Origin of the sequence: Novosphingobium sp. UBA1939 (assembly GCF_002336885.1) — a bacterium.
Lineage (GTDB): Bacteria > Pseudomonadota > Alphaproteobacteria > Sphingomonadales > Sphingomonadaceae > Novosphingobium.
The window spans coordinates 4,776-24,063 of record NZ_DDFB01000019.1 but is presented as its reverse complement, the minus strand read 5'-3'; the positions used below and the strand labels follow the sequence as shown (position 1 = coordinate 24,063).

19 protein-coding genes are annotated in these 19,288 nt (G+C 68.3%); 8 read left to right on the top strand and 11 right to left on the bottom strand.

Features of this window, described 5'->3' with window-relative positions; all coding sequences use genetic code 11:
- Positions 1–716 (top strand): FAS1-like dehydratase domain-containing protein (locus B3547_RS03580; RefSeq protein WP_292960253.1); only part of this gene is annotated, 716 nt, incomplete at its 5' end.
- A 43-nt stretch (positions 717–759) separates the two neighbouring features.
- On the opposite strand, the gene arfB is transcribed toward B3547_RS03580, so the two are convergent.
- The 4 genes from arfB to pabB form a co-directional block, all read right to left on the bottom strand.
- Positions 760–1,179, bottom strand: a complete 420-nt coding sequence (gene arfB, locus B3547_RS03575) for an alternative ribosome rescue aminoacyl-tRNA hydrolase ArfB (RefSeq protein WP_194918683.1) — start codon at positions 1,177–1,179, stop codon at positions 760–762.
- Positions 1,172–1,828, bottom strand: a complete 657-nt coding sequence (locus tag B3547_RS03570; protein ID WP_292960250.1) for an RluA family pseudouridine synthase — start codon at positions 1,826–1,828, stop codon at positions 1,172–1,174. The genes arfB and B3547_RS03570 overlap by 8 nt, the downstream gene beginning before the upstream one ends.
- Before the next feature lie 94 nt (positions 1,829–1,922).
- On the bottom strand, positions 1,923–3,113 hold the full coding sequence (locus tag B3547_RS03565) for a pyridoxal phosphate-dependent aminotransferase (RefSeq protein WP_292960247.1): 1,191 nt from the start codon (positions 3,111–3,113) through the stop codon (positions 1,923–1,925).
- Positions 3,110–4,906, bottom strand: coding sequence for an aminodeoxychorismate synthase component I (gene pabB / locus B3547_RS03560; protein ID WP_292960245.1), 1,797 nt, complete (start codon positions 4,904–4,906; stop codon positions 3,110–3,112). The genes B3547_RS03565 and pabB overlap by 4 nt, the downstream gene beginning before the upstream one ends.
- Before the next feature lie 120 nt (positions 4,907–5,026).
- On the opposite strand from pabB, the gene B3547_RS03555 reads away from it, so the two are divergent.
- Positions 5,027–6,601 (top strand): helicase HerA-like domain-containing protein, encoded by a 1,575-nt coding sequence (locus B3547_RS03555; protein WP_292960242.1) that lies wholly within the window; start codon positions 5,027–5,029, stop codon positions 6,599–6,601.
- A 129-nt stretch (positions 6,602–6,730) separates the two neighbouring features.
- The gene (locus B3547_RS03550; RefSeq protein WP_292960239.1) at positions 6,731–9,397 is read left to right on the top strand and encodes a M1 family metallopeptidase; all 2,667 of its coding nucleotides are present in this window, start codon (positions 6,731–6,733) and stop codon (positions 9,395–9,397) included.
- A 145-nt stretch (positions 9,398–9,542) separates the two neighbouring features.
- Here B3547_RS03550 and B3547_RS03545 read toward each other — a convergent pair whose 3' ends face one another.
- The 6 genes from B3547_RS03545 to B3547_RS03520 all read right to left on the bottom strand — a co-directional run bounded on the left by B3547_RS03545 (position 9,543) and on the right by B3547_RS03520 (position 15,373).
- The gene (locus tag B3547_RS03545) at positions 9,543–11,048 is read right to left on the bottom strand and encodes an ATP-binding protein (RefSeq protein ID WP_349676467.1); all 1,506 of its coding nucleotides are present in this window, start codon (positions 11,046–11,048) and stop codon (positions 9,543–9,545) included.
- A gap of 4 nt (positions 11,049–11,052) precedes the next feature.
- Entirely contained in the window at positions 11,053–11,784 is a 732-nt protein-coding gene (locus B3547_RS03540; RefSeq protein ID WP_124808165.1) for a response regulator, read from the bottom strand.
- 18 nt (positions 11,785–11,802) lie between these two features.
- Positions 11,803–12,471 carry an EF-hand domain-containing protein gene (locus B3547_RS03535; protein ID WP_292960234.1) on the bottom strand — a complete coding sequence of 223 codons (669 nt, stop codon included), beginning with the start codon at positions 12,469–12,471 and terminating at the stop codon, positions 11,803–11,805.
- Positions 12,472–12,715: 244 nt separating this feature from the next.
- Positions 12,716–13,138, bottom strand: coding sequence for a cupin domain-containing protein (locus B3547_RS03530; RefSeq protein WP_292960233.1), 423 nt, complete (start codon positions 13,136–13,138; stop codon positions 12,716–12,718).
- Entirely contained in the window at positions 13,135–13,515 is a 381-nt protein-coding gene (locus B3547_RS03525; protein ID WP_124808162.1) for a VOC family protein, read from the bottom strand. The genes B3547_RS03530 and B3547_RS03525 overlap by 4 nt, the downstream gene beginning before the upstream one ends.
- Before the next feature lie 58 nt (positions 13,516–13,573).
- A complete protein-coding gene (locus B3547_RS03520) occupies positions 13,574–15,373 on the bottom strand; it encodes an aminopeptidase P family protein (protein WP_292960255.1) in 1,800 nt (599 codons plus the stop codon).
- A gap of 61 nt (positions 15,374–15,434) precedes the next feature.
- Between B3547_RS03520 and B3547_RS03515 the strand changes: the two genes are divergently transcribed.
- From B3547_RS03515 to B3547_RS03495, 5 genes are all read left to right on the top strand, one after another.
- Entirely contained in the window at positions 15,435–17,510 is a 2,076-nt protein-coding gene (locus B3547_RS03515) for a S9 family peptidase (RefSeq protein ID WP_292960231.1), read from the top strand.
- A 10-nt stretch (positions 17,511–17,520) separates the two neighbouring features.
- A complete protein-coding gene (locus B3547_RS03510) occupies positions 17,521–17,931 on the top strand; it encodes an acyl-CoA thioesterase (protein WP_124808160.1) in 411 nt (136 codons plus the stop codon).
- A 136-nt stretch (positions 17,932–18,067) separates the two neighbouring features.
- Entirely contained in the window at positions 18,068–18,265 is a 198-nt protein-coding gene (locus B3547_RS03505) for a hypothetical protein (protein ID WP_292960228.1), read from the top strand.
- Positions 18,262–18,543, top strand: a complete 282-nt coding sequence (locus B3547_RS03500; protein WP_292960224.1) for a hypothetical protein — start codon at positions 18,262–18,264, stop codon at positions 18,541–18,543. The genes B3547_RS03505 and B3547_RS03500 overlap by 4 nt, the downstream gene beginning before the upstream one ends.
- The gene (locus tag B3547_RS03495; protein ID WP_223806474.1) at positions 18,540–18,842 is read left to right on the top strand and encodes a hypothetical protein; all 303 of its coding nucleotides are present in this window, start codon (positions 18,540–18,542) and stop codon (positions 18,840–18,842) included. Before B3547_RS03500 ends, B3547_RS03495 begins: the two co-directional genes overlap by 4 nt.
- Before the next feature lie 38 nt (positions 18,843–18,880).
- Here B3547_RS03495 and B3547_RS03490 read toward each other — a convergent pair.
- Positions 18,881–19,288 (bottom strand): GGDEF domain-containing protein (locus B3547_RS03490; RefSeq protein ID WP_292960221.1); only part of this gene is annotated, 408 nt, incomplete at its 5' end.

Here is a 19,288-nt window from a genome sequence, read left to right as displayed (position 1 = left end):
ACTGGTGCCTGTGCCTGCCCGATGCCCCCACCGCCGCACTGGGACCGGACGGCCACCCCCGCCGCGACGACGGCCCGGAGGGCTTCCTGCCGCCGGTGCCACTGCCGCGCCGGATGTGGGCTTCGAGCAAGGTCGAGTTCCTGCGCGCGCTGCGCACGGGCGAAGCGGTCGAACGGCGTTCACGCGTGCTGTCGGTAACGCCCAAGCAGGGTGGATCGGGCCATCTGGTGTTCGTGGACGTGGCGCACGAGACGCTGGGCGATGGCGTGCCCGCGGTGCGCGAGGTGCAGTCGATCGTCTATCGCGAAGCCGCGCCCGCCGGCACGCCGCCCGCCCCGCCGCCCCTGGGGGAAGGCCGGTTCGATCCTGCGGCATGGGATGCCGTGCGCACGGTGGAGCCGGATGCGGCGCTGCTGTTCCGCTATTCCGCGCTCACCTTCAACAGCCACCGCATCCATTACGACCGGCCTTACGCCACGGGCGAGGAAGGCTATCGCGGGCTGGTCGTCCACGGGCCGCTGACCGCCACGCTGCTGCTCGATCTCGCCCGGCGGCAACTGGGCGACAACGTGCTGGAACGCTTCGCCTTTCGCGGCCTTTCGCCGGCCGTGGCGGACGAGCCGCTGCACCTTGCCTTCCGCCGGGCGGATGCGGGCTACGAAATGGGCGCCTATGCCGCCGATGGCCGCGCGGTGATGGGAGCGACCGCCGGATAGGGACGCTACAGCGGGATAAGGACGCGACGGCTGCGGCGCCGCTTCAATCCAGCCGCACCTTGCCGCGCCCGGCCTTCACCGCACCGCGCTTCTTCTTGCCTTCCAGCCGCGCGGTCTTGCCTACGCGGTTGAGGCGTGACTTGGCGCGCTTTTCCGGCAGGTTCGTCGCCTCGCGCAGCAGATCTGCCAGGCGCTTGCGCGCGTCCTCGCGGTTGGCTTCCTGCGTGCGGTGGCTGCGCGCGGTCAGCACGATCTCGCCCTTCGCGGTGAACTTGCTGCCGGCCAGTTCCTTCAGGCGGTGGAACACCGGCGGCGAAAGGCGCAGCGCGAACACGTCGAGCCGCACCTGCACCGCCGTCGCCACCTTGTTGACGTTCTGCCCGCCCGGCCCGGCGGCCGCGATGAAGCTTTCCTCGATCAGCGGCAGCGCCCGGGCGATGATCTGGTCGGCATCGTCAGCCAAGATCGAATCCCAGCGCGTGGAAATCCGGCGGCAAGGGCGACTGCGCCTCGATCGGCGGCTTGCCTTCACGCGGGACGGTGAGCGCGGCGGCGTGCAGCATCGTCCGTTTCGCGCCCTTTCCGTTTCCGTACACGGGATCGCCCACCAGCGCATGGCCCAGCCCCGCCAGGGCGTGCACGCGGATCTGGTGGGTGCGGCCGGTTTCGGGGCGGAATTCCACCAGAGTCAGCGCGTCGCGCCGATCCACCACCCGCCAGTGGGTGACGGCGGGCTTGCCCTTCTTGGCCGGGATCATCCGCCAGCCGTCCTTTTCGGTGCTGACCTTGGACAGGCTGAGGTTCACCGTGCCGCTTTCGCCTTCCACCGGTCCCGCGACCACGCCCAGATAGACCTTCTCCACCTGCCGCGCCTCGAACGCGGCGGAAAAGCGCTTGAGCGCCTTGGGATTGCGCGCCAGCAGCAGGCAGCCCGACGTATCGCGATCGAGCCGGTGGACCGGGAAAGGTTCGCGCTGGAAGCCGAACCGCAGATCGTCGAGATGATCCTCCAGGCACGGGCCGCCCGCGCGCGGCCGGTCGAGCGGCAGGCCAGCGGGCTTGTCGATGACCAGCGCTTCGCCGTCTTCAAACAGGATGGAGAAATCGATCATCGCGCAAAAATCCGTTCATGCTGGGCTTGGCGAAGCGCGCACGCCCGCGTGCCGTCTGTGACCGGCTCGGGGTGAACCGCAACGGGCGGCAGGATCATACCACGGCGCCGGCAATGCGCCGCAAGGCTTCTTCCAAAGTCGCCTCGTCGGCCGCAAAGCTGATGCGGAAGCCGTCCCGGCCGCCAAATGCCGAAGCCGCGACCACGGCGACGCCGTGCTCCAGCAAATGCAGGCACAGCGCCTCGTCCGCGTTGGGGCTTTCGCCGCCGAAGCGCGCCATCAGCGGCGCGGCATCGACCATGCAATAGAACGCGCCATCGGGAACCGGGGTGGAAAGCCCCGGAATCGCGTTGATCGCGGCCACGCACAAGTCACGCCGCGCGCGGAACCGTTCGCGCCAGGCAAGCAGAAAATCCTGCGGGCCTTCGAACGCGGCAACGGCGGCGGCCTGGCTGATCGAGGCGGGATTGCCCGAGGAATGCGATTGCAGCCGCGCCATGGCGTTGATCAGCCATAGCGGCCCGGCGGCGACGCCGATGCGGAAGCCGGTCATCGCGTGGCTCTTGGATACGCCGGACACGGTCAGCACGCGATCGGCCAGGTCCGGGCATTCCACCGCCAGCGTGGCGTGCGCGCCCGCGCCATAGCGCAGCGGCGCGTAGATATCGTCGCTCATCACCAGCACGCGCGGGTGGCGGCGCAGCACCTCGCCCAGCGCACGCAATTCCTCGGCCGGATAGGTGGCGCCGGTGGGATTGCCGGGGCTGTTGAGCAGCAGCCAGCGCGTGGCGGGCGTGATCGCGGCCTCGAGCTGCGCGGCGCTGATGCGAAAGCCCCCGTCCGCCCGCGTCGGCAGGTCCACCACCTTGGCGCCCGCGAAGCGCACGATTTCCGGATAGCTCACCCACCACGGACTGGGGATCAGCACCGCGTCGCCCGGATCGAGCGTGGCGAGCAGCGCGTGGAAGATCGCCTGCTTGCCCCCGGCGCTGACGATCACTTGCGCCGGCGGAACGACGATGCCGAGATCGCGCTCGAAATGGAGCGCGGCCGCCGCGCGCAGCCGGGCCGATCCGGCGACGGCGGTGTACTTCGTGTCGCCCGCGTCGAGCGCGTCCTTCGCCGCCTGGACGACATGGGCGGGCGTGGCGAAATCGGGCTCGCCCACCGACAGAGAGATGATGTCGCGCCCTTCGGCCCGCAGCGCCATGGCGCGATCGGTCATGGCGGTGGTGCGCGACGGCGCGATGCGCGCCAGCGCGCGGCTCAGGGTGGAGTCGGTCATGCCTGTTCGCCGAGCAGTCGCGCCGGCAGCAGGCCACGCAGGGCGTTGCCGATGAAAAAGCCTTCGGAGAGATCGGCCAGCGTCAGGTCAGCCTCCGCCGCGCGGCCGCTCTCGATCAGGCTGCGGCGCAGGACGCCGGGCAGCAGGCCGAATTCGGCGCGCGGCGTGAGCAGCAGCCCCTCCCGCTCGACGAAAAGATTGGTGAAGCTGCCTTCGGTCAGCAGCCCGTCATCGCGCAGGAACAGTGCCTCGCCCGCGCCGGCCGCCTTCGCCGCCCGAAGCGCCGCTTCGTAGAAGCCGCGATCCGATGTCTTGTGGCGCAACCGCCAGTCGCCCTCGGCCACCGGCAGCGGCAGCACGGCGCACGTCACCGGTCCATTGGCGGGCACGGGCAGCGCCGATGCCTCCAGCGCCAGCGCGCCGGCCTTCGACACCACCAGCCGCACTTTCGACGGCGCTTCCAGATCGAAGCACAGCGCGTGGATGGCGTTGCGCGCGGCATGACGATCGAACGCGAAGCCCAGCGCCGCCGCACTCCCCTTGATGCGTTCCAGATGCAGTTCCAGCAGCGCGATGCCCTGCGCGGGATCGAAGGCCATCGTTTCAATAAGATCGGCATTGCCGGCGGACAGGCGCAAGAAATCCCCCTTTACCACGCATTCCCGCCATTCGCCCAGCATCGCGGAATCCGCCACGACCGCCGAGCCCACCCCCATGACCGCGCGGTCCGTCCGGGGATCGAGGCGCACCGTGCGGATTGCCACATTGAATGCCGCATCACCAGAGGGGTCGATCCGGCCGAACGCGCCACAATAGAGCCCACGCGCATCGCGTTCGGCCGCGTCGATCAGTTCCATCGCGCGAATCTTGGGCGCGCCGGTGATCGAGCCGCACGGGAAGATCGCCCGCACCAGTTCGCGCGCATCCGCACCAGCGGTCAACCGGGCGCGGACGGTGGTGACCATCTGGTGCACGGTGGGATAGCTCTCGATCGCAAAAGGCTCTTCCACTCGGACGCTGCCGGGCACCGCCACGCGCGACAGGTCGTTGCGCATGAGGTCCACGATCATCAGGTTTTCCGCGCGGTCCTTGGCGTTGCCCGCCAGCCCGGCGCGGAACGCCTCGTCCTGTCCGGGCGTTTCGCCGCGCGGCGCGGTGCCCTTCATCGGGCGGACCGTGGCCAGGCCGTCCTTCAGCGCGAAGAACAGTTCGGGCGAGAACGACAGGTGCCAGTGCGATCCGTCCCAGCACACCCCGCCATAGCCGGCGCGCGCATCGCGGCGGATCGCGGCGTAGATCGCCAGCGGATCACCATGCCAGCTTCCGCCGAGCGGAAAGGTCAGGTTCGCCTGATAGATGTCGCCCGCACGGATCGCCTCCTGCACCCGATCGAACGCGCGGCCATAGCCGCCGATCGAGACTTGCGGGTCGAGCGGACCAAGGTTGCCGGGGCCTGCGCCGTGCCGCTCCAGCCAGTTCTCCACCGCATCGGCGGGAATGGTCTCCACCGCCGCGAAGCGCGCGAACCACACCAGCGGCCCGGTTGCGCCGGTGCGCGCGGCGGCCAGCGGCATAAGGCGCGGCTCCAACGCCAGCCCGGCCTCATAGGCGATATATCCGGCCCATTCGCCCGGTTCGGCACCGATCCGGGCGAGCGCCGGCGCCACGTCCTCCGGCCGGCGCGCGACCACGATCTCCAGCGGGTCGCGATAGACGCGCGCGTCGCTGGCCCCACCGTTGCGAGCATCGTCGCTGCGGGCATCGTCAAGCAGGATGAAAGGCGTCTGGTCCATGGCCGGTGGCGCGCGCTTTAGCGGCACACCGCCGCGGATGCAAAAACCTCTCGCACCGGGCGCCACCTGTTCGTAAACCCGTGGCGGGACCGGACGCTTTCTTGCGGGGACGACTGTTACATGGACGATATCTACCTTGGCCTCGGCGCCAACGGCGAACGGCAGGTGCTGCGGCTCGGCCGGGCCAACCGGCACGGGCTGGTCGCGGGCGCGACCGGCACCGGCAAGACGGTGACGCTGCAGGGCATCGCCGAACAGTTTTCCGCGCGGGGGGTGCCGGTGTTCCTGGCCGACGTGAAAGGCGATCTTTCGGGCATCGCCATGCCGGGCAGCCCCACCTTCAAGAACGCCGACAAGCTGGAAGCCCGCGCCAAGGAACTGGGCATCACCGATTATACCTATTCCGACAACCCGGCGGTGTTCTGGGATCTCTATGGCGAAAGCGGCCACCCGATCCGCACCACGATCTCGGAAATGGGGCCGCTGCTGCTGGCCCGGCTGATGGGCCTGAACGAAACGCAGGAAGGCGTGCTCAACATCGCCTTCCGCTACGCCGACGAAAACGGCCTGCTGCTGATCGACATGGACGACCTGCAGGCGGTGCTGGTCGCCTGCGCCGAAAACGCCGGCGAACTCGCCACCAAGTACGGCAATGTCACCAAGGCCAGCGTCGGCGCGATCCAGCGCCAGTTGCTCGCCTTCGAAAGCCAGGGCGCGGACCGCTTCTTTGGTGAACCGGCGTTCGAGATTCACGACTTCCTCCGCACCGACGACAAGGGCCGGGGCCTGGTCAACATTCTCGCCGCCGAAAAGCTGATGCAGAGCCCCAAGCTCTACGCCACGTTCCTGCTGTGGCTGCTGTCCGAACTGTTCGAGGCGCTGCCCGAGGTGGGCGATCCTGAAAAGCCCGTGCTGGTGTTCTTCTTCGACGAGGCGCACCTGCTGTTCGACGATGCGCCCGAAGCGCTGTTCGACAAGGTGGAGCAGGTCGTCCGCCTGATCCGCTCGAAGGGCGTGGGCGTCTATTTCGTCACCCAGAATCCGATCGACATTCCCGAAAAGATCGCCGGCCAGCTGGGCAACCGCGTGCAGCACGCGCTGCGCGCCTTCACCCCGCGCGATCAGAAGGCGATCAAGGCCGCGGCGCAGACTTTCCGCATCAACCCCGATCTCGACGTGGAAAAGGCGATCACCGAACTGAAGGTGGGCGAGGCGCTGGTTTCCACGCTGGATGACGATGGCGCGCCCGGCGTGGTGCAGCGCACTCTGATCGCGCCGCCGCGTTCGCGGCTGGGGCCGGTCTCGGCACCCGAACGCGCCGCGATCCAGGCGGCGAGCCCGGTGGAAGGCAAGTACGATACGGCGGTGAACCGCGAATCCGCCGCCGAAGTGCTGGCGAAGAAGGCGGCTGATGCCGCCGCCGCCGCGCAGCAGGTGCAGGAACAGGGCGCGGAGGCACAGCGCGCGGCGCCACGCCAGTCGCCCTCGCTGTGGGACAAGGCGGGCAAGGCGGCGATCGGTGCGGTGGCTTCGTCCGCCGGCGCGGTAATCGCGGCGCAGATCAGCGGCAAGAAAACCCGCGCTTCGCCCGTCGAATCCGGTCTCAGCGCGGTGGTCGGCTCGGTCGCCACCAGCCTGGGCGGCGCCGCGTTCGGCCGCTTCGCGCGCGGCCTGCTGGGCGGTTTGCTGCGCTGATCGCTCCGGCCTGAACGCCTCTATGCCCCCCATGTTCGACGAACACCATCGCGTGTTCGTCGAACGCGGTTGCGCATGAAACCGGTTAGGCCCTAGTCAGGTGCATTTTCCATTTCCGGAAAGGCTTTCATGCGCTCCTTGTTCCTTGCCGCGACCATGCTTGCGAGCTGTGCCGCGATTCCCCTCGCCCACGCCGAAACGGCCACCCCGCCCGCCGCAGCCATTCCCACCGAAGCCGGCCCAATGCCTGCCGGCAAGCTCGACGGTTCGGTCGTGCCCTCCACCTACCGGCTGGACCTGACCGTCGATCCGGCCAAGGAGCGGTTTTCCGGCCACGTCGAGATCGACGCCAACAGCCGCAAGGCCAGCCGCTTCGTCTGGCTGCACGGCAAGGAACTGAAGGTTTCGCGCGTGACCGCCACGGCCGGCGGCAAGACGCTGACCGGCACGTTCGCGCAAGTCGATCCCACCGGGGTCGCGCTGCTGACCTTCCCCGAAGCGCTGCCCGCCGGCGCGGTGACCTTCGCCTTCGATTACGACGCGCCGTTCGGCGAAGGGCCGGCCGGCATGTTCCGCGTGAAGGTGGGCGATGACTGGTACAGCTGGACCCAGTTCGAATCGATCGACGCGCGCGCCGCCTTCCCCGGCTTCGACGAACCCGGCTTCAAGACGCCGTGGACCGTGACCCTGCGCACCCCCGCCGGCCTCAAGGCGGTTAGCAACGCGCCGGAAACCGCGACGCGGACCGAAAACGGCATGACGGTCCACACCTTCGCGCCGACGCTGCCGCTGCCGAGCTATCTCGTGGCGATGATGGTCGGCCCGTTCGCCACGGTCGAAGGCACCGTGCCGGCCACGCCGCAGCGCGCCACGCCGCTGCCGATCCGCGTGGTCTCGACCAAGCAGAACGCCGACAAGCTGGCCTTCGCGCTGGAAGGCACCAAGGGTATCGTCCAGCACCTCGAAGCCTATTTCGGCCAGTCCTTCCCCTATCCCAAGCTCGACCAGATCACCGCGCCGATCATGCCCGGCGCCATGGAGAACGCGGGCGCCGATCTCTATGAAGACTCCATCCTGGTGATGGACGACAAGGCATCGACCAGTCAGAAGCGCACCTTCGGCATGGTGGTGGCGCACGAGCTGGCGCACCAGTGGTTCGGCGATCTCGTCACCCCGGCATGGTGGGACGACATCTGGCTGAACGAAAGCTTCGCCAACTGGATGGGCTTCCGCATCGGCAACGCTTGGCGGCCGGACCTCAACATCGGCGCGGGGGCGCTGGAAGAAGGCTTCGGCGCGATGAACATCGACGCGCTGATCGCCGGCCGGCCGATCCACCAGCCGATCCCGAAGAACGCCGATATCGACGCCGCGTTCGATACGATCACCTATGGCAAGGGCGGGCATGTCGTGGCGATGATCGCCGCGTTCATGGGCGACACGCGCTTCCGCGATGGCGTGCGCGGCTACATGGCCAAGCATCGCTATGGCAACGCCACCAGCGCCGACTTCTTCGGCGCGATGGCCGATGCGGCGGGCGATCCGCGCATCCTTTCGGCGATGCAGAGCTTCACCGACCAGCAGGGCGTGCCGCTGGTGACGTTCGCGGACGGCAAGAACGGGGCGTGGACGGTGACGCAGAGCCGCTACGTCCGATTGGGCACCCCCGCCCCCGCCACGCAATGGGGCATTCCGCTCTGCGCACGGCAGGGCGATGACCGCCAGTGTTCGCTGATGACCGGGCCGACGATGAAGCTGACGCTGAAGGGCAAGGGGCCGGTGGTGCCCAATGCCGGCGGCACCGGATACTATCGCTTCGAACTGCCCGCAGCCGAATGGGACAAGCTGATCGCCGGCGCGGCCAGCCTGCCCGGCGGCGAGGCCCAGGCGCTGGAAGACAGCATCGCGGCCAGCTTCATGGCGGGGCGCGCCACGCCCGCGCAAGTGATCGCCGCGTCCGCCGCGCTGGCCCGCAACCCGGATAGCTACGCCAGCGGCAACGCCACCTCGCTGCTCGAAACGATGGCTGCGCGCGGCGTGATCGACGAGGCGGCCAAGCCCGCGTTCCGGGGATTTGTCGACAAGCTCTACGCGCCGCAGCTTGAAGCGATGGGCTTTGATCCGCGCGCCGGCGCCCATGCCGGCGACGATCCCGACAAAGCGCAGCGCCGCGTGGCGCTGGTCGCCACCCTGTCGGACACCGCGCGCGATCCGGCGCTGCGGGCGCGGCTGACCACGGCGGCCGAAGGACTGCTGGGCGGCGACAAGGCCGCACTCGATCCCGCGTTCTACGGATCGGGGCTGCGCGCCTGGCTGGCGCAGAACAAGCTGGCCGGTGCGCAAAAGCTGGCGGACAGCGCGCTCGGGTCGGAAGATCCGGTGTTCCGCCCCAGCGCCCTGCGCGCCGTGGCGGCCAGCGGCGATGCCGATACCGCGCGCTGGGTGCTCGACGGGTTCAAGGATGCCCGCCTGCGCCCCAGCGAGCGCCTCAGCATGATCGCCGGCATCCTGGTGACGCCGGAAACGCGCGAGATCGGCTACATCTGGCTCAAGGCGCATCTCGAAGAGATGCTCAGCGGCTCGGGCGGCATCTTCCTCGCCGCGCGGCTACCTGGGACACTGGCCGGGTTCTGCTCGGTCGATCAGGCGAAGGAATTCGAGGCCCTGCGCCCGCGCTTCGCCGGCCGCAGCGGCGCGCTGGAGCTGGAACGCACCATCGAGCGGGTCCGCGATTGCGGCGTGCTCAAGGACGCACGCGGCGCGGAACTCTCCGCGGCGGTGGCGAAGATCAAGTAAGCCCAAATGCGGTGAGCATCACGCACCGCATTTGGGTCAAGCCCGTGCGGCGCTTGAGCATTTCCAAGCCGTGATGCGTCAGCATCTTAGCAGCTTGGCATAAAACACCATCCCGGCACGCCCCGTGCGTGCCGGGATAATTCTGTCACGTAACAGGCAGGCGCAGCGTCGCCACGAGCCCCGCGATCCGGCCCGCTTCCACGCGATTGGCGAGTACCAGCGATCCGCCGTGCTGGTCGGCGATGGCCCAGGCCAGCGTCAGGCCCAACCCGGTGCCGCCGGTCGCGGTGTTGCGCGAGGCTTCGAGGCGCGTGAACGGCTCCATCATCCGGGCGATCTCGCCTTCGGGAATCCCCGGCCCGTCATCCTCGATCCGCAACACGGCCTCGTTGCCCTCGCGCACCAGCGATACGCGCGCGCGCTGGCCATAGCGCAGCGCGTTGGACACCAGGTTGCGCATCGCGCGGCGCAGCCACGTCGCGCGCACCGGCAACACGATGCGCGCGGTATCGCCCAGCGTCACGTCCTCGCCCATGTCCTCGAACTCGTCGGCCACGTCGGCGACGAGCGCCGACAGTTCGGTCATTTCCAGCGGGTCGGACGGACGGCCCACCCGCGCCAGCGAGAGGATATCGTCGAGCGAGCGGTTGATGTCCTCGATCACCTTGGCCATCCGGCCGCGCTCGGCGTCGTCCTCCACCGCCTCGATCCGCACGCGCAGCGCAGCCAGCGGCGTTTTCAGATCGTGCCCGATCGCGCCCAGCATCACGTCCTTTTCGTCGAGCAGCCCGGCGATGCGTGCTTCCATCGCGTTGTGCGCCTCGATCAGGCGGCGGATATCTTCCGGCCCGCCGGGAACGAGCTGGCCATCGATGCTGCGGTCGCGCGCGAAGTCCTCCACCCGCCGCGTCAGCGCCTTGAGCGGCTGCGCGATGCGGCGCAGGATCAGCGCCACCGCGCCGATGAGGACGAGGTACAGCAGCACGGTCTGCCACAGCAACGAGATCAGCAACTGACGCTCGCCCGCCGGCGTAAGGACGCGCGCGGACAGCCACGTGCCGTCGGAGCGCTTGAACGAGGCGATCACCAGGCGCGGCGGCGGTTCGCCATTGCTAAAGGCGGCGAAGCGGTGGCGTTGCTGTTCCCACCATTCGGCAATCACGCTGTCCTGATGGGGATCGCGTTCGAGCACGACCACTTGCGACACCGCGACGCCCTGGTTTTCCAGCACTTCGGTCAGATTCTTCTCGGCTGCGGCGATGCGCCGGTCGCCGGGCTGTTCGGGGCTGGCGTTATCCACGCGCACGCGCAAGGGGCGTGGCAGCCGGTAGCCGTCATCGGGCGGCGGCGGTCGACGCCGGAAGCCGGGCGCCCCCGGAGGGCCGCCTTCGCGCGCTTCCGGCCCGTGATCGCGCCGCATTCCGCCCCGTTCGCCGCCCTCCGCGCCATAGAGCGGAGGGCCAAGCAGACGGAAGGCGGCGGAGTTCACCAGCGCCCCCACGTGCCGTTCATGCTGCGCGCGCCAGATAAGCGCCGCCGAAAGACTCTGCGCGATCAGCAGGGCGATGGCGATGGCGAACAGCATCTGCCCCTGCAGGCTGCGCGGCCAGGGCACGAAACGGGAAAAGGCGCGGGGCAGGTCTCGAAACAAGCGACTACCCCCGCGACGCGATCTTGCGCACTTCGGTGGCCAGCATGTAGCCGCCACCCCAGACGGTCTGGATCAGTTGCGGATTGCGGCTGTCCACTTCCACCTTGCGGCGCAGGCGGCTGATCTGGTTGTCGACGGCGCGGTCGAACAGGTGTGCCTCGCGCCCCTGCACCATGTCGAGCAGGCGATCGCGATCGAGCACCTGGCGCGGATGGTCGAGGAAGGCCATCAGCAGGCGGAACTCGGCGGAGGAGATCGCCACCAGCGCCCCTTCCGGATCGGTCAGCCGCCGCTTGAGCGGATCGAGCTGCCAGCCTTCGAATTCATAGACCACCGCGTCCGCCGGTTCCGCCGCCTGCCGCACCGCGCGCCGCAGCACGCTGCGCACGCGCGCGACCAGTTCACGCGGATCGAACGGCTTCACCACGTAATCGTCGGCGCCGATTTCCAGCCCGACGATGCGGTCGGTCGCCTCGCCCTTGGCGGTGATGAAGATCACCGGGATCTGCCGCGCCTCGACCAGATGGCGGCACAGCGACAGACCGTCCTCGCCCGGCATCATGATATCGAGCAGCACGATGTCGAAGGCGGCTTCCACCAGCCGGCTGCGCGCCTCGGCGGCGGTGCCGGCTTGGGTAACGGCAAACCCCTGGCGGACGAGATAGTCCGCCAGGGGCTCGCGCAGGGCTGCTTCGTCGTCGACGAGCAGCACCCGGATCGGCGAAGTTTCATTCATGCGCTTCGCCGCTCCCCGTCATTCGCCCGCAGGTGGCGGCGGGGGCGGAGGCATGTCGCCGCCCGGGGCACCCGGCCCGCCCGGCCCGCGGCCGAAGCGGGCGCGCATCGCATCGCGCGCGGCCTTGCGTTCTTCCTTGCTGATCTTGCCGTCATGGTTGGTATCGACCCTGTCGAAATGCGCCTTCACCGCCGCATCGTACTCGGCCTTGGTCACAACGCCATCCTTGTTGGCATCGGCCATGCGCAGCACCATGCCCGGACCGCCCATCATGGCGCCATGCATACCAGGCCCGTCCGGACCGGGGCCACGTCCTTGCGGACCACCGCGTCCGCCGCGATGCCAGCGATGGCCTTCGGCCGGGCCGGCGCCCGGACCATCGGCACGCGGACCATCGGCTCCGGGGCCGCGCATCGCATTATGATGGGCCAGAAACTCGTCGCGGCTGATCGCCCCATCATGGTTGGTATCGATCGCGTCGAACTTTTGCATGACCTTGGCGTCGCGATCGGCCTGGTCGAGCTTGCCGTCCTTGTTGACGTCGAGCTTCGCCCACATCTCGTCGGCCTTGGCCTTGGCTTCGGCCCAGGTAACGTCGCCCGCCGGACCTTCGGGGGCAGCGGCATAGAGGGCACCGGCGCCCAGCGCGAACGCGGCGGCGGAAATGCCCAGAACAATCTTCTTCATCGATCCTGACTCCCGTGTGTTCGGAAAGGGGAGGACGTTGCGAGGCCGCCATGAAGGGGGAGAGAGGGAGGCACCCCTTCAGGGGAGGCTGGCGGCCTTCGCAACGACCATGAGCAGGATATAGGAGGCAGTTGTCGCGCAAATATCCCGGCGCCGGCCCGACATTGTCGTAATTTGTCGCGTTTGAGAAAGACCGTTCATTTGGCGGCAAGCGAAGACCCCGCCCGGTCCCCTCACCCCGTCGTTACCGTGCGCGATGCTCGGTTCCGACGCCCGCCGTGATGAACAGCGCCGATGCCTCGCCTGCGGCATCCGTGGCCACGATATCCGCAGTGTGCCACACGCCCGGCGGATTGATCGCATAGTCACCGGGCGCGAGCCGGACCAGCTCCAGCCGGCCGTCTGGAAATTCCTGATGCAGCACGATTTCGCCCGAGAGGCACAGTACCACCTCGTCGCCCGCCGGGTGCATTTCCCAGCTGTCCCAGCTTTCGGCGAACCGGAACAGGCTGACCAGCCGGCCTTCCTTCCCGTCATCGGCGTGGCGCGCGACATAGCCGGCGTACCACTCCATTCCGGTGAAGGCCGGCTCGGCCACGGCGCGCGCGCCGAGGCCGAGATGGACCGGGCTTTCCGCCAGCCGATGGCCCGCCCGGATCTCCTTCATTCCGGCGCCGCCATGAGGAAAGCATTGAGCTTGTTGCCATCGGGATCGCGGAAATAGGCGGCGTAGAACCCGCCATCGCCACGCGGCCCCGGCTCGCCTTCGCAGGTGCCTCCGTTGGCCAGCGCGATCGCGTGCAGCCGGACCACCTGTTCCTTGTCCTTCGCCTCGAACGCCACCATGACGCCGTTGCCGACAGAGGCCGCATTGCCGTCGAACGGCTTGGTCAGGCCGATGCCCGCGCCACCGCCGGGTGCGCCCCAGGCGATCGCGCCGTCCCATTCCATCATCCGGCCCACACCCAGTTCGGCTGTCAGCGCATCATAGAACTTCGCGCCGCGTTCCAGGTCATTGGTGCCGAGCGTCACGTATCCGATCATCGAAACTCTCCCTTCAGCGAATCATGATAGATGGAACATAACACGAACAAACCGCCTCTCAAAGCGGTGCGCAGGCCCCTTCAAGCCAGATGCGATCGGCGCCTTCGAGCTGCGGCGAGAGCAGCGCGAGCGTACCCGCGTGGTATGCGTTCCACCACGCCCGCTCGTCGGGCGTCAGCAGGGCGACATCCACCAGGTTCCGGTCGATCGGCACATGCGTCAGCGTCTCGAAGCCATAGAATTCGCCTTCCGCGCCCTCGATTTCGCGCGGCTCAACCAGCACCAGGTTCTCGATGCGAATGCCGTAGGCGCCGGTCTTGTAGTAGCCCGGCTCATTCGACAGGATCATGCCCGGCATCAGCACCTGGCCAGTGCCGGCCTGCCCGCCCGCGGCCTTGGCGATGCGCTGCGGTCCTTCGTGCACCGACAGGAAGCTGCCGACGCCGTGCCCGGTGCCGTGCGCGTAATCCAGCCCCGCCGACCACAGGAACTGGCGGGCGAAGCTGTCGAGCTGGCTGCCGGCCGTGCCCTTGGGAAACACCGCCCGCGCCAGCGCGATATGGCCCTTGAGCACGCGGGTGAAGCGGTCCCGGACCTCGGCCGGCGGCTGCCCCGGACCGACCCAGACCGTGCGGGTGATGTCGGTGGTGCCATCGACATACTGCGCGCCCGAATCGACGAGATAGACGCTGTTCGGCTCCAGCGTACGGTTGGTTTCCTCGCTGACGCGATAGTGGACGACCGCACCGTTCGGCCCTGCGCCCGAGATCGTGTCGAACGACAGATCGCGCAGCAATCCGCCTTCGGCGCGGAACGCTTCGAGCCGATCGGCCGCCGCCAGCTCGGTCACGCCGCCGCGCGGCGCTTCCACCGAGAGCCAGTGCAGGAAGCGCGAAACGGCGGCTCCATCCCGCGCCTGCGCCGCGCGCTGGCCCGCCTTCTCGACCTCGTTCTTGATCGCCTTAGGCAGCACCACCGGATCGGTCAGCGCGATGGTCTTGGCCCCGGCGCGATCGAGCGTGGCGAAGATCGCCGCAACGGCCCGTTCCGGGTCGACCGCCACACGCTTGCCCGCCATCGCTTCCAGCGCGGGCACGAACCCGTCGCGATCATGGATGCGCACCGCGTTGCCCAGGTGCTGGACCAGCGCCGGCGTGACCTTTTCGGGCGCAATGAACAGATCGGCGGTGCCATCGGCGTGCGCCAGCACGAACGACAGCGCCACCGGCGTGCGTTCCACATCCGCGCCCCGGATATTGAGCAGCCAGGCAATCGAATCGAGCGCAGACACGACGACCGCGTCCAGCTTGCGCTCCGCCAGCCATTCGGCCACCGCCGCGCGCTTTTCCGACGCGGACTGGCCGGCGTGGTCATCGGCGTGGACCAGCGCCGGCGCGATCGACGGCGCGGGCCGGTCGGCCCAGACCGCATCGACGGGATTCCTCTCCACCGGCACCAGCCGCGCGCCGCGCACGGACAACGCGCTCGCCACCGATTCCACCCACGGCCGGCCGTGCAGCCAGGCGTCGTAGCCGATCCGCGCGCCTTCCGGCGCGTGTTCCCCCAGCCACGCGGCGGGGCTGGTCTGCGGCACCGACTGATAGCTGTAGAGCCGGCCATCGACCTGCTCGCGCACTTGCAGGGTATAGCGCCCGTCGACGAAGATCGCGGCTTCATCCCTGAGCACGACCGCCGTGCCGGCCGAACCGCCGAAGCCGGTCAGCCACGCCAGCCGCTGGGCATAGGCGCCGACATATTCGCTCATGTGCTCGTCGGAAATCGGGATGACGAAGCCATCGAGACCGTCCTGCGCCAGTTGCTTGCGCAGGGCATCGAGGCGGGCTTCGTGGGTGTGCATCAGCATGGGATCGTCCTGAATGAAGGCGGCCCGCCTTGCGGGCATCATGGAGGCAACATAGATGCGGGGAATGAGCATTGCCACACCTCCCGTCGCCGCGAAGAAACCGCAGAGCATCACGCACCATGGCATCACGATCACCGACGATTACGCCTGGCTGCGTGATCCCGGTTATCCCGAAGTCACCGACAAGGCCGTCCTCGCCCATCTCGAAGCCGAAAACGCCTGGTTCGAAAGCCGCATGGCCGATCGCCAGCCGGTGATCGACGCGCTGTTCCGCGAAATGCGCGGGCGCATCAAGGAGGCCGACAAGTCGGTGCCGCAGAAGGATGGAAACTGGCTCTACTGGATCGAATTCGAGGAAGGCGCGGAATACAAGAAATGGTGGCGCCGCCCGGTGGGCGCGGCGGACGATGGCAGCGCCGACGAACTGATTCTCGATGAAGTGACGCTTGCCGAAGGGCTGGACTACTTCCGCCTGGGCGCGATCGCGGTTTCGAACGACGGCACGCGGCTGGCCTGGTCGGTGGACGACAACGGCTCCGAACGCTTCACCGCGCGGATCAAGGTGATCGCCACGGGCGAAGTGCTGCCCGATGAGATTCCCGGCACGCTGTCCGGCCTGATCTGGGTCGCGAACGATACGGGCCTCGTCTATTCGCTCGCCAACGAGAACTGGCGTACCGACAACGCGCGGCTGCACTGGCTGGGCCAGCCGGTCGAAAGCGACATCGAACTCTACCACGAGGACGACGAGGGCTTCCGCGTCGGTGCCGCGCTTTCCGCCAACGAGAAATGGCTGATCGTCTCGACCGGCGATCACGAGACCGGCGAAACGCGCCTGATCCCCGCCGCCGACCCGCTGGCCCCGCCGATCCTCGTCAAGCCGCGCGCCAAGGGCGTGGAATACGACGTCGATGAGCGCGACGGCGTGCTCTACATCCACACCAACGATACGCACGAGAACTTCCGCCTCGCCACCGCGCCGCTCGCCGATCCGGGCAACTGGACCACGCTGATCGCGGGCAGCGACGATTTCTATCTGACCGGGTTCGAGCTGTTCCGCGATTTCTACGTGGTCGAAGGGCGGGTGCGCGGGCTGGACCGGATCGAAGTGCGCTACTACGACGATCCCGCCAGGATCGAGCCGATCGCGTTCCCGGAAGCGAGCTACGAGGCAAGCCTGGGCGACAATCCCGAATGGGCCATGACGGTGCTGCGCGTCGGCTACGAATCGATGGTCAGCCCGGCCTCGGTCTATGACTACGATGTCGCCACCCGCAGCCTCGCCCTGTTGAAGGTGCAGGAAATACCTTCGGGCTACGACGCCTCGCTCTACGATACCGCGCGGCTGGACATCGCGGCGCGCGATGGCACGCTGGTCCCGGTCAGCGTGGTCTGGCGCAAGGACCGCGCGCCCGGCGGGCCGCTGCATCTCTATGGCTACGGTGCCTATGGCATCGCCATCGGTCCGGGCTTCTCGACCTCGCGCCTCAGCCTCGTCGATCGCGGCTTCGCCTATGCCATCGCGCATATCCGGGGCGGCGACGATATGGGACGCGCCTGGTACAAGGCGGGCAAGCTGGAACAGCGCACCAACACCTTCAATGATTTCGTGGACGTGGCGCAGGGGCTGATCGCGCGTGGGTTCACCCAGGCGGGGAAGATCAGCATTTCCGGCGGATCGGCCGGGGGCGAGCTGATGGGCGCGGTGATCAATTCCGATCCCGGCCTGTGGGGCGCGGTGGCGGCGCACGTGCCGTTCGTGGACGTGCTCAACACCATGCTCGACGAAAGCCTGCCGCTGACCCCGGGCGAATGGCCCGAATGGGGCAATCCGATCGAGGACAAGGCCGCGTTCGAACTGATCCTGTCCTATTCGCCCTATGACCAGGTGCAGCGCCAGGCCTATCCGCCGCTGCTGGTGACGGCGGGCCTCAACGATCCGCGCGTGACCTATTGGGAGCCGGCCAAATGGGTGGCGAAGCTGCGCGAACTGAAGACCGACGGCCACGAACTGCTGCTCAAGACCAACATGGGCGCGGGCCACGGCGGCAAGTCCGGCCGGTTCGAGAGCCTGAAGGAAACCGCGGAGGAGTTCGCCTTCATCCTGTGGCAGCTGGGCGTGGACGCCTGAGGCCGCGCGCATGAGCAACCGCCATCGCCTGACCTTCACCGCCGCGCCGCAGCACATCGACGAACTGGGCCACGTCAACAACGCGGTGTGGCTGCAATGGGTGCAGGACATCGCGGTGGCGCACTGGGAGGCCGTGGCCGCGCCCGCACACCAGGCCGCCTACGTCTGGGTCGTGACCCGGCACGAGATCGACTATCGCGGCAATATCGGCGCGGGCGAAAGCGTGACGGCGGAAACCTTCATTCCCGAAGGCCCCACCGGCGCGCGGTTTGACCGGCGCGTGGACTTCACCAATGCCGCCGGCAAGGTGATCGTCAGCGCGCGCACCACCTGGGCGCTGCTCGACCGCGCCTCGGGCCGCCTGCTGCGCGTGCCGCGCGACGTCGCCGCGCCGTTCCTGCCGGAGGGTGCAAACCCCTGAACCGCATGGGAACCATGCCCTGATTGCGCTTGCAATCCGGCCGCTGGCACCCCATATCCAACCCATCGCCCATTATCGTCTTGCACGTGGGTGGCTGAGAGACCGTCGCGCTCCCGCATTAGGCCGGAGCATGTCGATGGACCTGAATCATCTTCTTTATCACCACCAGCTCTCGATCATGCAGGCGGCATCGCTGCCCGCTGCTTCCAGGGCCGGCGCCTACAGGCTGGTGAAGCACTATCAGACACGGATCGACCGGCTGCGCCACCAGATGGGTGTCTCTTCCTATCCCGACTGGTGCGGCGCCGCCGTCCCGGCGGGCGCGGTATCATGAGGGCCACGCGCGGCACGAGCCGCCCTGGTGCCCTTGCGCACGGTAGCAGCGGCATAAGCGACCCCCAGGCCCTCAAGCGGCGTTCCGAAGCATTCAACCTGGCCTTCGTGCTGCTGGGCGGACGCCGCGCGGCCAACGGCTTCCTGGATTCCGTGCATCCGGGCATGATCGACGTTCCCCGCCAGCGCGTCGGCGCGTCGGAGCTAGGCCTGATAGAGGTCATCCGGGTGCTTCGCCGCCAGGCCTTGCGCGCCGCCCCATTGGAGATTCAACCATGACCAAGACCCCCACGGCGTCCAGAAAGCGCGCGCCCGCAAAATCCTGGACGGAACCGGTCGAAACCAGAGTCACGCGGGCGATGAACCTGAACCTGGCCGAACAGGACGTGATCGACCGGTGCCACCGCGAGGCGATCGCGATCAGCGCCATCGAAACGCTCTTGTCGGGTGGAACGCACCTGGTCTGCGTCACCATCGAAGGAGCCGACGAGGCGCGCCACCTGTTCAGGCAGGACGTCAATCTCGGGCCTGTCCGCCGGGCCTCGTTCCAGCGGGTCGATACATCCCGCTTGCGGTAAGTCCGGCCGCCCCCGGACAAGAGAACGCCCCGGGCAGCCTAGATCGACACCGCCTGCGTCAGCGGCTCGACCGGCTCGCCAGCCAGCAGATCGCGCACCGTGCGGTTGCGGCCGCTGCGCTTGGCTTCGTAGAGCAGGCGGTCGCAGTGGGCATAGAGGCTGTCGAACGCCCCCAGGTCTGGGTTGTCGCCATCGTGCTCGACCAGCCCCATGCTGGCGGTGACGATGCGGTCCAGCCCGGCCACCTCGGCCGCGACGCGCGCGGTGATCGCCCGGCGCGCGCGTTCGGCGCGTTCGGCGGCGAAGGGCCCCCGCAGCAACAGCATGAACTCCTCGCCCCCCATGCGGATCGCGTGGGTATCGCGATCCCCGGCGATCGCGCGCGCGGTGGCCTTCAGCACCGCATCGCCCGTCGCATGGCCGTGGGTATCGTTGACGTCCTTGAA

Coding starts and splice junctions, on each gene's coding strand:
- B3547_RS03570 (WP_292960250.1), bottom strand. CDS start 1,828: ATGATCGATTTCTCCATCCTGTTTGAAGACGGCGAAGCGCTGGTCATC.
- B3547_RS03565 (WP_292960247.1), bottom strand. CDS start 3,113: ATGACCGACTCCACCCTGAGCCGCGCGCTGGCGCGCATCGCGCCGTCG.
- pabB (WP_292960245.1), bottom strand. CDS start 4,906: ATGGACCAGACGCCTTTCATCCTGCTTGACGATGCCCGCAGCGACGAT.
- B3547_RS03555 (WP_292960242.1), top strand. CDS start 5,027: ATGGACGATATCTACCTTGGCCTCGGCGCCAACGGCGAACGGCAGGTG.
- B3547_RS03550 (WP_292960239.1), top strand. CDS start 6,731: ATGCGCTCCTTGTTCCTTGCCGCGACCATGCTTGCGAGCTGTGCCGCG.
- B3547_RS03540 (WP_124808165.1), bottom strand. CDS start 11,784: ATGAATGAAACTTCGCCGATCCGGGTGCTGCTCGTCGACGACGAAGCA.
- B3547_RS03535 (WP_292960234.1), bottom strand. CDS start 12,471: ATGAAGAAGATTGTTCTGGGCATTTCCGCCGCCGCGTTCGCGCTGGGC.
- B3547_RS03530 (WP_292960233.1), bottom strand. CDS start 13,138: ATGAAGGAGATCCGGGCGGGCCATCGGCTGGCGGAAAGCCCGGTCCAT.
- B3547_RS03525 (WP_124808162.1), bottom strand. CDS start 13,515: ATGATCGGATACGTGACGCTCGGCACCAATGACCTGGAACGCGGCGCG.
- B3547_RS03520 (WP_292960255.1), bottom strand. CDS start 15,373: ATGCACACCCACGAAGCCCGCCTCGATGCCCTGCGCAAGCAACTGGCG.
- B3547_RS03515 (WP_292960231.1), top strand. CDS start 15,435: ATGCGGGGAATGAGCATTGCCACACCTCCCGTCGCCGCGAAGAAACCG.
- B3547_RS03510 (WP_124808160.1), top strand. CDS start 17,521: ATGAGCAACCGCCATCGCCTGACCTTCACCGCCGCGCCGCAGCACATC.
- B3547_RS03505 (WP_292960228.1), top strand. CDS start 18,068: ATGGACCTGAATCATCTTCTTTATCACCACCAGCTCTCGATCATGCAG.
- B3547_RS03500 (WP_292960224.1), top strand. CDS start 18,262: ATGAGGGCCACGCGCGGCACGAGCCGCCCTGGTGCCCTTGCGCACGGT.
- B3547_RS03495 (WP_223806474.1), top strand. CDS start 18,540: ATGACCAAGACCCCCACGGCGTCCAGAAAGCGCGCGCCCGCAAAATCC.